The following is a 12696-nucleotide window of genomic DNA, read 5'->3' as shown; positions in this document are numbered from 1 at the left end:
GGCGCGGCTCCGTAAACCCACCGACCTATTCACCGGACATTTCCACCCCTAGTATCTTAAAGCAACGGATATAATATCGCTAAAGTTTAACGGCGCTTGATTCGGGTCACTCTTGTTCACAGCCACCGCAGAAACCATCGACGGCCTGCTGCGACAGGTATATCAGCAGCTCCTTTCCGATGATCAACGGAACCGACGCGTTTACTCGCGTAAAGGCTTTAGCACGGAAATCTTCGGCGCTCTTCTTGAACTGAAGAATCCCAGGGCGCGTGTCAGTCGCTCAATCGGCCGTTCCAAAATCACCAGCGCCTTGGGCGAAATGTCTTGGTATCTCGCCGGTAGCGACGCCCTTCCTTTCATCAAGCATTACCTCGACCGGTACGACGAGTTTTCAGATGATAAGACGACGCTCAACGGAGCATATGGAAAGCGGATGTTTGGCATTCGCGGGCGATACAAGGTCGGAGATAAGGTAAAAATCGGTACAGAGTGGCAGCGGGTGATCGATACATTGAAGGAACGGCCCGGATCGCGAAACGCGACGATCCAGTTACTTTCCAATGCCGACGTCAGACGCGACAGCCTGGATATACCCTGCACCTGCAGCCTGCAGTTTGTTGTCAGGGACGGACTACTGGATTTGGAAGCTCATATGCGGTCCAATGATGCCTACCTTGGCCTTCCACACGACATTTTCTCATTTACAATGTTCCAAGAGATTGCAGCACGCCAACTCGGTTACGACGTCGGCCATTATTTCCATTCGGTCGGCAGCCTCCACCTCTATGACGACACCGAAGACCTGAAGCCACGAAAGATGGCACAAAGCTATATCAACGAGCACTATCTCGATGACGTGCCGATGGTCCCTATGCCTGCAGGCGACCCTTGGGAAAGCATCCGTGAATTCCTTAGGGTGGAGGAAGCTTTGCGACTTGGGTTACCGGCCGCCGACATTCCCGCATCTATGACACCTTATTGGCGCGACATGGCGGTCATGTTGAAAATCCATGCGACCTTGGAGGATGCTGAGACAGCGGCCGTGATCAAAACACACGTCAAGGACCTCTCTCCAGGATTCAAAACATTTGCTCTCGATAGATTGAATAAGGTCCTGAGCAGCGACCAGAGTGCCAAAGATTACCTCAGAGGAAAATAGATTTGCAACGCGCACATTATGATCGGCGAGCCCAGCTTGACGCGGCTATCACCGCTTATGAGCAAGCTCATGGCAAACTGGCGGGCCTGTCGACCGCAGCTCGGAAGGATACCTGGCTTGATCAGCTGATCTCCAGCCTGCGTCGGATTGAGTACATGAAGCTGCTGACGACGGCTAAAATCGATCCTTCGCGAGATGATCCCCACGACCTGTTGTTTGATCCGATCCGAGCTGCCGCTCGTCTTGGCAAGTTAGGCAAACGTGACGAGGCTGTGTGGATGGCGTTTGTCGCGACCCACTTTGGCAAGCACGTTCTCGACGGATGGAAATTGGCAGCCAATATCCTTGGTTCGTTCGGCGCAGGTCCGGTTTGGGACGTCGTGACCTACGGTAACAATCAGGCCACTTTCAATCAGATGCTGGTTCAAAACCAGACCGCTCTCGCTGACCCCACCAAATCCGGCAGATATTCGAACCACCGCCAATACCAATCAAAGAAACCGGCTGCCATTTCGGCGGTGTTCGACACATATTACGATTGGCAGTTCAAGGTCGGCGGCTTCGCGCAGCTCATCCAGAGCACCCACCAGCGTGTTGGCCAAAACCCGACGGAGGTCTTTGATGAACTGTACCGCTCGCTGAATGCCGTCCACGGCTTTGGTCGCCTGGGGAAATTCGATTTTCTGACAATGCTATCGAAACTCGACTTAGCTCCAATCGAAGCAGGGAGCGCTTATATCGTCGGGGCGACCGGCCCACTCTCCGGCGCGAAGCTGCTTTTTTATAATTCAACCAATCACGCAGCATCGGCCATCTCGCTATCACCTCGCGTCGATGGCTTAGACAACTATCTTCAGACCGGCAAACAGGTGATAGAGGACAGCCTCTGCAACTGGCAGAAGTCACCAGACAAATATATCTACTTTAAAGGGTAATGCTTCAAGCGGATTCAGGAAAGAACGCGTCTTCAGACCATCTGTAGCGATGTTTCATTCTATTCAAGCGACCTGGTGGGAGTGCACCCACCTTTTCCAGCTGGCCGATGATGATACCTGCCGTCACGCCAAGATGTCGGGCGGCCGCTAATATCCTTCTCGGAGCGGGATTCCGCTTCAAATCGTCGAGCGCTTCGGGCGAAACCAAAAGGCGCTGCGCGAACTCGTCAGCCTCGTCTTCTTTTGCTGAATTGGTTTCCATCGACGGATTGCTTCCATCGACGTCAATGTGTTCTTCCCCATGCAGCACGACGTGAGCCGCTTCGTGGAAGAAGGTGAACCAGAAGTGGTCCTCCGACAGGTGTCGGAAGCTGAGATGAATGATCGGATGCCGCGAACTCAGAACCCACGATGCTCCACTGGCGCGGCAGCCTTCCGGCGCTCGGGCGGTCGTGACTGCGACACCCACCGCACGGCATGCCTCGATCAGTCGAGGAAGGAATGTTTTCGGATGCTTGAATGCCGATAACCGGCGTAAGCGAGGCAAAAGATCGATAAATGCCTGCCGGTCATATTCTGGCAAGTCTAACCTTTCAGCCTGGCTTTCCCCAGCACGCAACCATACAAGGGTGGCCATTTCATTTGCTTCGAACGCAAATGAGGTACGGAAAGCAACAACCCCCACGCCTGCCGAATACTTGGCATTCCAGGAAAGAAGGTCATCGCAGCCGAAAAAGCGGAGGGCGGAAGCCAAAATGGCGTCCTCTCCACGATTTGCATCGACCCATCCATATTTTCTCATGGAACGGATCGGCAGAGATTTGATCCACTGGGAGACATTACCGCTGTCTGGGGCTAGGCGCGAGAGTTCCTCAACATACGTTTTGTCGCGTGCCAGCCAAAAGCGTGGCGTCGAACCAAGATTCTCTGAAAGAGCCGAGGCCAACTGTCCATCGATCCGGGCACGCCCGTCAATAAGAGCCTGGAGTTGGGTCTCTGAAAGACCAAGTCCTGACGCCATATCGTCGAAAGGTATCTCTTTCGCGTCCATTAGGCGAATGATGGTCGCGCCGGGCGCGGAAGCCCAATTCGGCTCAAAGCTCATACAATGACCTCTTGATCGCGATTTATGTTCCGCAGCAAAACCCGGTGAGCGCTTTGCCAATCATTATCCAGTGGTTCAACCACCAGGGCAGTCCGATCTCCGATATCAAATGATACCAGAAGACCCTTGTCAGTATCCTGAACGAGCCGGTCCCCGGGAACCTCGCCTAAGAAGTCGGCTTCCCGAAGGTCAGCGATCAGGCCTTGATAGATGCTTGCACGCTGCGGGCCGAGTAGCTGCCGCGCGACCTCGCTGTCCAGCGTCACTTGCCGAATGGCTGTGGATATGTATGTCAATTGCAAATCGGTCTTGCCCAAATGTCACTGAACACGCCTCCCTATCCGATTGTTTACAACCAACATCATGTTGATAGAGGGAATCATCCGCGTACTACAACAACGTTACACTTCGCTCGATTACGATCAACCACCAGTTATACCCGACAAAAAAATCGCCCCGGCCATATTCGCCAAAATTAGCTATTATTGCTGATCTTCGAAGACCAATTCGAATTGTACACTGGTGCCATCAGAGATCACGAGGCGCATTTTACTTGGTGCAGAATAGTGTCGCCTGCCAATTCTGGACGTCAGTGCTTGCAGCTCAGTCTCCGGCCCTTTTAAAGTGAAGACAGGGGCTCATTGCCGCCCCTCTGGCGGGCAAGCCCGCCATTCACCGGCTAGGATATTTGCAGTGAACGATTTCCATGATACCGATTCGGTACGGTACAGCCGGGGACGGCGATGACCGTGTGAACGATGACGGGCTAGCCGCAAGGCTGGCCCGTTTCCAGATCAGAGCTTTGCAGGCGAAGATGAAGAGCGACGTCTCGCTCCATCGATGCGGACCGCGCTTTTGCCGTAGCCACATAGGTCGCTTGCGATCCAACCATGATGACCCGGTCGGTAGCTCTCGTCACGGCTGTGTAGAGCATGGCCCGATCCAGGTTGGCGACTTTTTGCAGTGGAACCAAAACGTTGGCAAATTGGCTGCCCTGCGCCTTATGAACGCTGATGCAATAGGCCAGACCCAGCCGGTCCAGTTCAGATACCGGGATACGGTGTCGAGCCCCGTCGAAAGCCACGAGAACATTCTGAATATCAAATCCCGTCACCTGGCCCAACGAGCCATTCCAAAGACGGCGGTCGTAATCGTTCGCAAGCCAGATGCACGGGTCTCCGACCGCAAATCCAAATTGACTCTGCTGCCCCCGCTTCTGGTTCCGTTGGTGGAAGTGCTGATTGATGGCGTCAATACCGGCCACACCGCCGTAGGTTGCCGCCACGACCTGAACCTCCTCGTTGGCAAGATCGTGCATGACGTCCTCCAGGCAGTCGAGCATCTGATGAGGATCGGCAGTGAGGAACGAGCAACCCGTCGAGCCTGTAGCATACTCGGCGAGCCTCTCTGGACGACCCTCACGGATCGAGACCGAGACCTGCGGGATGCCGGTGGCTTCGGAAGCCCGAAGTATCCTCGTGAGTTCGACCTTTGGCACTGCGTTCTCAAGGACGAGGCGATGAAGTGTAAGGCCGAAGCCAATTGGCGGAAGCTGCGCGGTATCGCCAACGAGGAGCAGTGGAGCGTCGTCCGGAAGGTAAAACAGAATACGGTATAGCGTCGGCAAATCCAGCATCGACGCTTCGTCTATTATAATGAGTGTTTGGCGTCCGACCTCGATCTTTTCATCTGCGGCTGCTCTCAGCCACGATGCAATTGTTTGCGCTGGTTGACCGGTCAAGGCCGACATTCGGCTTGCAGCTCTTCCGGCGACGGCCAACTGATAGACCTTCATTCCGAAGTGCCGTGCCGTTGCATTGATTGCCCGAAGTGCGGTGGTCTTTCCTACGCCCGCGCCACCAATGAGAAGAGAGAACGTGTTGGCCATTACCATCTTGACCGCCGCTGCCTGCTCATCGGTCAAGCGGACCGATGAGCCAAGCGATTGCAGAAAGGTGTCGACCTGCGCTGTGGGAATTCCATCGAGGAAGAGGTCGCTGGTGACGGTTCGAGCTATGTGCCGCCGGATGCGGTCCTCGATGTACCGCTCCATGTAGGCAGCGCCCGCAGGCTGATAACCCTGGTCAATCGGGATCGCAGCGCCGTCCCGCACAGCAATCTCGACAGCTTCCCCTGCTGCTTGTGGGCTCACCCGGAGCCGCTCGGCCGTCAGTTTGACGAGCTTGGAGCGGGAGCACCAGGTATGTTTTCGATCCAGCCGATCATAGAGAACGCCCTCTACCGCCGCGACCAGCCTTCTCGGGTCGTCTTTCGACATACCAAGCCGAAGCGCGACGTCATCGACCTGCGTCCAGGTACAAACGGTCAGAAGGCGGTACGGATTGTCCAGAATGCTGCGGACGGCCTGATCGCCCCAGAAGTTCACAGCCTTTCGCGCCAACCGGTTGTCGATCCCGTGCTCGTCGAAGAAGACGACGCAGTCGGCCGTCGCCTGCTGTGTCCGCCATGCATCGATCACGATTGCCGCCTGATTGCGGTCCAAGACCTCGGCTAGACGATCAATGTCGCCGTTGCCGAGGATCGCATAAAGGTCGGTATTGAAGCGTTCCCAGAGCCGCCTGGCCGTGGCCTTGCCCACGCCGACGAACTCTGGCCGTGAAGCCATAAAGTCGATCAAGTGTTTGCCACGAGGGAGTACCGTCAAGGGATCACCCTCTTTCCGGTCGCGGTCGAATGTTCGTATCGTGCCAGGCGGCGTCGAAGCTCGTAGTTCTCGCTGCGCACGGACGCCAATTGCTGTTCAAGTTGCGTGATCCGGGTTTTGTCGGCCGTATCGCGCTTCGGCGTATCGGTCGGGTCCAATATTTCATCGGGAGCCTTCTTTTCCTCCAAACCCAAATCAGCGACGCCTTGGAGAAGACGCTCGTTGAAGCGCTCGTTTTGGACGAATGTTTCGCGATTGAAGCCGCAAGTCGTTGCGACGGCGGTCTTGTTGACCTTACCGCCACGCGACGGAAGCTTGAGGCCCGCACCCTTTAGCCGGTCGAGATACTGCTCAAGTTTAGAGTAGTTGTCTTCGCTGACCTGTTGGAAAGGGTTCAGGCTCATCGTTTGCGACCTACTTTTGTGGTGCTATTCCGCTCGCTGTGATCGCGGTCAATCTGCGGAAGCGGTTGGCTCAAATCGGATTGCGTCAGTCCTCGGCTCCGCGCGTTGTATAACCACGTCGCGAACCGCTCTAGGAGCCTATCCTTCTCTGCTTTCATGACCCCAATCTCAGCAAGAAGGTTTTCAATCCTCTTCTCTGCTGCCACAAGCTCGGGTAGCCTGCTATCGACGTTCGCCGGGGAAGATTTTAGGGCTCGGATGCGAAGCCTGTCCTTGGCCTGTTTAAAGGCGATGCTGATAGACTGTTGTTTATCGAGCCCCTGCCGCGTGAACTCTCGACCCAGCGACGGCGTGACCCGCCGGAGCAAAAGCTCCCAGCTCAGCTTACCCTGCCAGGTGGTCAGGAGTTTGACGATCCTGTCGACCTCGGTATCGGTCAGACGAGCTTCCGCCATCGATCAATCCTCGTCCATGATTGCCATGATGTCAGCCAAATCAGGGTCATCGTCGAGGGCGACCTCATGTTCTTCGTCGCCGAGGGCCTTGCGGTCACGGATAGCCATCGCGACGGCGTTATCCTGGGAAACGTCCGCCAGGTTGACCATTGTACCGTCCGGAATGCTTGTATCATCATGGATTGTGAGCATCTGTTTCATCCGCTCGATGCTGCGCCGATGGGTTTCGACCCATTTATCCGCGCCATAGTAATCTGCACCCATTGCGACGAGGGCGTCGTCCAGTTGCTTTTCGGTGATCGTCAGGCGTTTCGCGATTTTCGCTCGATGAGTCTGATCTCCCTTTACGAAGACGTTCTCGGAGCAACCCAGGCAGTCGCCGAAGCTCTGGCACGGAAGTAGAGAATAATCATGGACGCATACACCAAAATCGCTCAGGAGAGCGGACCCGATCTGTGCTTCGGTAAACTCACGCCGGTCTAAAGGCTGGTTTACGCCTCGAACCCTGGCGGCTTCAAACATCGGTCCGATTGCATTACCGTCATCAAGCGCCTGCCTGATTTGAGACAACGTTTCCTCGGGTGATACGTGGTTGTAAGCCTTGTTCTGGGATGCTTCGCGACCGCTCCATTTTGCGATGTCGAGTTCGCTCATCCCTCGGAACTGCGCAACCGTGTTCAGCCAGTGCCTGAATGCGTGTGTGGTAATTTCAATGTCCGACCCATCGCGTTCTTTTAGGTTCCAACGCTGGAATACGGAGCGCTTAACACCATTATCATGACCAGATAGCCATTGTTCAAAGGCCTGGACCGTAGCTTTCTCGACATAAAAGGGGACCGTTTTCTGGATTGCGGATATGCCATTACCGGCCAAGACGAACAGCGTATTAGAGTACAGCTGATCCTTCTCGCCGTTGTAATACGGGAAGTCCCTCGGCATCCGCGACAGCATAGCTTTTGCTAGAGAAGCCAATCTTACGTTTTTCATCGCTTGGTATCTTGTACGGCCACCGTCGTGTTCAATGCCAATCTGACGTACCCAATGAGCCGTCAAATGCATTCCGGTCTTGTCGCCGGAGGCTTCATGCTTCAAAATCTCTTGAAGATCAGTCAGTGGAAGCTGCCCAGATGCCCTCGCAGGTTCTGAAGCTGCCGGAAGCCAGAGCTTACCGGCATTTTCTTCATACCAACGACAGGTCGTTCGCGCGTCCTCGCACATTTCGCGAAGGCGTTGTATGGCTTCCGTGACGAGATCAACCATCTGGGTCGGAACCCACTTGACTTGGGGCGGATTGCCTTTTCCCGGCCAAACGCGAATGCCGTAGGTCTCGATCTCTTCAACGCTGTCAGGCGCTTTCGTTTTGCCCGATACCTCACAGTCGAGACGAAGCTGGAGCACTTCGTGCGCACGAATAGGAATGGCAATGCAGATCGCGCAGACGGCGCTGAACAGCTTGTCTCTTACCGTTTCGGCGTTTCGATAGACATGAGCGAGGCCGTGGAACGCCTCTGGGCTCGGAAGCTTTTTTTCGCGCCACTCCTTTGCTTCTTGGCCGATTTCCTCAGTTCGATTCTTCGGCTTCCTGACGCCGTGTTTCCACGGAAACGGGGCGTTCAAGGCTTGGCGGTCCATACAAAACCGATGAACCTGCTGGACATAAATCGCGAACTGATAGTGGCGGCCCGCACCGACGCCTTCCTTCGCGATTTCTACCGCTTTGTTGAGGACAACGACATTCAGATTTTCGATTGCGGGGTCGAGCCCCAACTGACGGAATGCTGCCTCGATCAACTGGACCGCGTCCAACCTCTTGCGAGTGTTTTCGTAAGTAACAGGAGAGGTCACATGTAAATACCTGCAATAAGCCTTGGCAAAATCGATGATCGCCGGATGCAAGGCCTCACCAGTGACTTCTTGTTTGCTAGAGATCGTCGCATCCCTGTTCACGAAGGCCAGGATGCGGTTGTCGCGATTTTGACCTTTGGTAAGGAAGCTGTCACCGACTGCCCAGACAAGCTCGCCCCAGGCATGGTGCGGGATCAACGCGTCGATCTGGGTCTGTGCCAACTCTATAAATTCGCGAACGCGATCAGCGGGGTGAATAATCTGAGCGGAAGAAAGTTTGACGACGTTCCCGTTCATGCAGCGACCTCTTCCTCGTCAAGCTGCGCAGCACAAAGCTGGATCACCTCGGCCACGGCTAGGATCGTCCGGTCGCGAATGGTGTACAGCTTCGGCGATATGTCTTCTGCAATCATCCGGTCCCGGTCATCGATCAGCGCTGCCATGAACTCTTCGTGCGGACCATCGAGCCAGGGTTTGAAGTGACGGCAGGTATAACAGGCGAACGGGATCGCCAGTCCGCAAAAGCTCATTTGTCCGCATGAGCCGAGCGCGTCATCAGCGGCATTGTTCAATGAACGGTCGAAGATACCGCTGGTGGGACCAAGCTTCCGCTCATGCTCGCCGTTCACCGTTACGACTACACCGGCAAAAGCTTGCGCTATTGGTGCCAACTCCATTGCAAGGTGGCGGTCAAGGCGCGGTACGACCGCTGGGCTTGCCTCATAATAGACGCCAACGTTCTGAGTGTCGGAATGATCGAGAAGCTCAGCGACAGTGTGTTTGTCTTTGCCATCATCGACAGCTCGCTGGGCAAGGGTGATCCGGAACCGCTTTGCGTTGGTTTTCAACCCTACCACGCGAGATGCTGCGTCCTTCAAGAGATAGCCAACTTGTTGCGAAGACATATGGAACTGCAAGCCCGGCAACTCGCCATCTTTCCTTGCCATGAACATGGGCCAATCGTCACCGATTAGTCCAAGCCGTATTCGCCTTTCGCGATTGACCTGGATGACTTCCTCCAACAACATGCCAATTTGCTTGCTGCAGTATCTCGTTTTAAATGCGGCCCGAGGGTCCTGACCGAATTGCTTGGCCCGAGGCATCCGCAATGCATACGCTCGTGCGCCATCATTCTCGGAAACAACAAGGTCGTTCTCTTTCAGAGCCGCGATCTGGATTGGCCTGGGACCATAGCCCAAGAACAACCAGACAGCAGCATATGTGTACAACCCTATCTTGCCGTCAGCATATGCATCATTGATGGATGCTTGGATCGACATCAGCTCTAAATCGGAGAAAGCTCCTTCATTGGGATCGCGCGTTCGGATCGATACCCCTTTAACATTACCCTTGATGGTCGCTTCTCGAAGATAATCTCTGACCTCTGGCGAGCAAAATCCGTAACCGAAGTCTTCTATGTTCTCTAATAGTATGCGTAGTGCGCCAAGCTTCCACTCCGTTTGACTATTGAGAGTCGCTCGATAATTTAAAATGTCAGAAAGCTCGATTGTATCAGCAACAACGTTCTTCCGAGCGAGAACCTCATAGTAGAAATCAATCATCCGCTGATATAGGTTCATGGCGTGGCTGAATGAATAATGTTCGAGATGCCAGATCAGCCCAAGTTTCAACTTGTGTATCATGCGCGTGCTAATGGACGTGAGCCGACTGAAGTCGAACGCTCTGGAGTTCGTAACTAGGGCCCTGAGCGGCCAGACATCCGAGCGTGGTGCAAAGACATGACCATCTTTGGTCGCCGTGGTCAGCGGCAAAGGTGGCAGATCAGCAAGTTCGGCACCAAAAGTAAGCTCACTCATCGGTTGAACCTGGCATTTTTATCGTTAACTCGTTCTGCATGGTTTCCAAGACTTCGTTTGATCGGCGTCGAACGCTTCTGCGAAGGTAGTGAGCGGCAGAGTCTTCGCTGCGCCATCCCATCAGGCGCTTTCTCCATTTGATCTCGTCTTCCTCCGCGAAGCCTTTTTTGTCGCTCTCTTCAGAGAACCAATCATTCCAACTATGCCGGAGAACGTGCGGCGAAAGCTCTTTTGGCAGGCCGGGCACCACATTCCGCAATCTTTCAAAAATCTTATTGAAGTTAGAGAGAGACATCGGCTTACCGGTTTCGCTGCTTACAATCAGGTAGGGGTGAAATCGAGCGCCTGGTATTTTAGCCCGATATTGGGTGATCCATTCATGCAGCAGCTCGGTGAGTCTGCCTCCGAGCGGCAATAGCCGCGCCGCCGTTTTCGTTGCCGCTGGCATAGACCGAGTTTCATGCGGATTGTCCGGACGACGGTGTATTGTGAGAGTTCCCTTTGACCCAAGGGAGCAATCCGCAACCATTAGACCACCTAGCTCTCCGCGCCTTACGCCAAGGTTCAGGAAGAGCAGGACGATTAAATAATTCCGAAACCGGACCTCTTTATTGAATGGATTTTCTGGATGGTCTGGCTGAATCACGTCCCGAAGCCGCTTGATTGCATCTTCGGACAAGCCTTCCCGCTGCCCAACATCGTCATTGTTGCGCCGGACTAGCCCCTTCCGTTGTCCATCTAGAGCTTTCAGACACTCGTTCCGGACGGCGCTATAATAGCTCCATCTATGTGGCCATGGCGAAAGCCGTGAAAGGAAGTCCGCACTTGTGAATTCAATGAATCTTCTTATTGCCGTTAGTCGGTTTTGCTTCTCGCCCGCCTGAACTCGTTTTGATGTCCGCCTGCTATTAAGTGACACCACTTTAGGAGAGGTTGGTGCGATCTGTTTTGCCGCGTCGGCAACATACAATCCGCAAAAATTTGCAATGTCCAAAACCTCGCTGAGCGAGAAGAACACCCCTTCGCTCAATCTAAGGGAGACATTAACACCGCGAGCAGCAGCCCATAAATACAGATAAGATAACGCGCGAAGCTCGTTAGAGAGCGTATTCGGCTGCATCCCCATAGCCCGACGGTCTGCTGTGATCCAATAAGTTGGCTCCTCTAAGGGCATACCGGTTTCGGGAGAGACCAGGAATGGCATGCGCTCGCCGTTGGCGAACTTGCCCCATGTCACAGAAAAAGGATTTACCGCACTAAAGTCCATGAGCCGCCCCGTGTCGCAAAATGCATTGCAACCTGAGACGTGGTTAGTCAACCCTTATTCTAAATGATCAGTGATCATTTAAATCAATGGCTTATTGCGATCAGTGATCGTAATACTTTAGCCAGATGTGTTAGTTTACAAAAAAACCCCTCCACCCTGGATTGGGTGGAGGGGCGTCGTAGCAGGTCAGTTTGTAAACTGTAATTGCGTTAGAAAACAATCGCTTGGACTGATTTAGTTTACGAACGCAGCACGACGGAACCCTAGAATGGGATGTCGTCGTCGAGATCGCGCGAGAAATTGCCGCCGGACGGCTGACCGCCGGAGGACGAAGCGCCGCGGCTCGCGCCGCCCGCAGCGGGTCGGCGCTCGTAATCGTCACCGCCGCCGAAGTCGTTACCGCCGAAATCGTTGCCGACCCGATTGCCGCCGCCGCCGAAACCAGCGCGGTCACCACCGCCCTCGCCGCGACCATCCAGCATGGTCAGCGTCGAGTTGAAGCCCTGCAGCACGATTTCCGTCGAATAACGGTCGTTGCCGGTCTGGTCCTGCCACTTGCGGGTCTGGAGCGCGCCTTCGATATAAAGCTTGGCTCCCTTTTTCACATATTGCTCGACGACCTTGCAGAGACCTTCGTTGAAGACGACGACCGTATGCCATTCGGTCTTCTCGCGGCGTTCGCCATTGTTGCGATCGCGCCAGGTTTCGGACGTGGCGATGCGAAGGTTGGCGATCGGCCGGCCGTCCTGCGTCCGGCGGATTTCAGGATCAGCCCCCACATTCCCCACCAGGATTACCTTGTTCACACTACCAGCCATATTCATCACCTCATCTGCCGCCCGGTAACGGCACCAAAAATCAATCGCGGCACTCTAGCCCATCGGGCCCAGCCATTGGGTTTTTGCGATCTTTAATCCACAGGCAAATTTGTTCTTTATTTGTTCTATTTTATTCCTATAGTGCTGTCAACCGACTCGGGAACGGCGTTGCATGCCAGCAGTTTCGTCTCGACAGTCGCGGATCAATCACTACATAAGGGCCTTC

The 12696-nt window shown here is 54.5% G+C and carries 10 protein-coding genes; 2 read left to right on the top strand and 8 right to left on the bottom strand.

Features of this window, described 5'->3' with window-relative positions; genetic code table 11:
- The first annotated feature begins 112 nt into the window (after window positions 1-112).
- A complete protein-coding gene (locus J2857_RS07360; RefSeq protein WP_210009423.1) occupies window positions 113-1159 on the top strand; it encodes a thymidylate synthase in 1047 nt (348 codons plus the stop codon).
- A 2-nt stretch (window positions 1160-1161) separates the two neighbouring features.
- Window positions 1162-2094: a hypothetical protein gene (locus J2857_RS07355; RefSeq protein ID WP_210009422.1), complete on the top strand. Its 933-nt coding sequence runs from the start codon at window positions 1162-1164 to the stop codon at window positions 2092-2094.
- 4 nt (window positions 2095-2098) lie between these two features.
- On the opposite strand, the gene J2857_RS07350 is transcribed toward J2857_RS07355, so the two are convergent.
- From J2857_RS07350 to J2857_RS07315, 8 genes are all read right to left on the bottom strand, one after another.
- Window positions 2099-3199 carry an ImmA/IrrE family metallo-endopeptidase gene (locus tag J2857_RS07350; RefSeq protein WP_210009420.1) on the bottom strand — a complete coding sequence of 367 codons (1101 nt, stop codon included), beginning with the start codon at window positions 3197-3199 and terminating at the stop codon, window positions 2099-2101.
- A gap of 766 nt (window positions 3200-3965) precedes the next feature.
- Window positions 3966-5864, bottom strand: a complete 1899-nt coding sequence (locus J2857_RS07345) for an AAA family ATPase (RefSeq protein WP_210009418.1) — start codon at window positions 5862-5864, stop codon at window positions 3966-3968.
- Window positions 5861-6268 (bottom strand): hypothetical protein, encoded by a 408-nt coding sequence (locus J2857_RS07340; protein ID WP_210009416.1) that lies wholly within the window; start codon window positions 6266-6268, stop codon window positions 5861-5863. The genes J2857_RS07345 and J2857_RS07340 overlap by 4 nt, the downstream gene beginning before the upstream one ends.
- Entirely contained in the window at window positions 6265-6723 is a 459-nt protein-coding gene (locus J2857_RS07335) for a hypothetical protein (RefSeq protein WP_210009414.1), read from the bottom strand. The genes J2857_RS07340 and J2857_RS07335 overlap by 4 nt, the downstream gene beginning before the upstream one ends.
- A gap of 3 nt (window positions 6724-6726) precedes the next feature.
- Window positions 6727-8865: a hypothetical protein gene (locus tag J2857_RS07330; RefSeq protein ID WP_210009412.1), complete on the bottom strand. Its 2139-nt coding sequence runs from the start codon at window positions 8863-8865 to the stop codon at window positions 6727-6729.
- Window positions 8862-10385 carry a site-specific integrase gene (locus J2857_RS07325; RefSeq protein ID WP_210009410.1) on the bottom strand — a complete coding sequence of 508 codons (1524 nt, stop codon included), beginning with the start codon at window positions 10383-10385 and terminating at the stop codon, window positions 8862-8864. Before J2857_RS07325 ends, J2857_RS07330 begins: the two co-directional genes overlap by 4 nt.
- Window positions 10378-11652 carry a tyrosine-type recombinase/integrase gene (locus tag J2857_RS07320; protein WP_210009408.1) on the bottom strand — a complete coding sequence of 425 codons (1275 nt, stop codon included), beginning with the start codon at window positions 11650-11652 and terminating at the stop codon, window positions 10378-10380. The genes J2857_RS07325 and J2857_RS07320 overlap by 8 nt, the downstream gene beginning before the upstream one ends.
- Before the next feature lie 263 nt (window positions 11653-11915).
- The gene (locus tag J2857_RS07315) at window positions 11916-12470 is read right to left on the bottom strand and encodes a single-stranded DNA-binding protein (protein ID WP_210009407.1); all 555 of its coding nucleotides are present in this window, start codon (window positions 12468-12470) and stop codon (window positions 11916-11918) included.
- Between the last annotated feature and the right edge of the window lie 226 nt (window positions 12471-12696).

Source organism: Neorhizobium galegae, from assembly GCF_017877055.1.
In the GTDB taxonomy this organism is placed as follows: Bacteria; Pseudomonadota; Alphaproteobacteria; order Rhizobiales; family Rhizobiaceae; genus Neorhizobium; species Neorhizobium galegae_D.
This window is presented reverse-complemented; position numbering and strand designations above follow the sequence as displayed.

What these genes read in the sequence shown, in the direction of transcription:
- J2857_RS07340 (WP_210009416.1), bottom strand. Translation starts at nt 6,268, where the DNA reads ATGAGCCTGAACCCTTTCCAACAGGTCAGCGAAGACAACTACTCTAAA.
- J2857_RS07315 (WP_210009407.1), bottom strand. Translation starts at nt 12,470, where the DNA reads ATGGCTGGTAGTGTGAACAAGGTAATCCTGGTGGGGAATGTGGGGGCT.
- J2857_RS07335 (WP_210009414.1), bottom strand. Translation starts at nt 6,723, where the DNA reads ATGGCGGAAGCTCGTCTGACCGATACCGAGGTCGACAGGATCGTCAAA.
- J2857_RS07320 (WP_210009408.1), bottom strand. Translation starts at nt 11,652, where the DNA reads ATGGACTTTAGTGCGGTAAATCCTTTTTCTGTGACATGGGGCAAGTTC.
- J2857_RS07350 (WP_210009420.1), bottom strand. Translation starts at nt 3,199, where the DNA reads ATGAGCTTTGAGCCGAATTGGGCTTCCGCGCCCGGCGCGACCATCATT.
- J2857_RS07325 (WP_210009410.1), bottom strand. Translation starts at nt 10,385, where the DNA reads ATGAGTGAGCTTACTTTTGGTGCCGAACTTGCTGATCTGCCACCTTTG.
- J2857_RS07330 (WP_210009412.1), bottom strand. Translation starts at nt 8,865, where the DNA reads ATGAACGGGAACGTCGTCAAACTTTCTTCCGCTCAGATTATTCACCCC.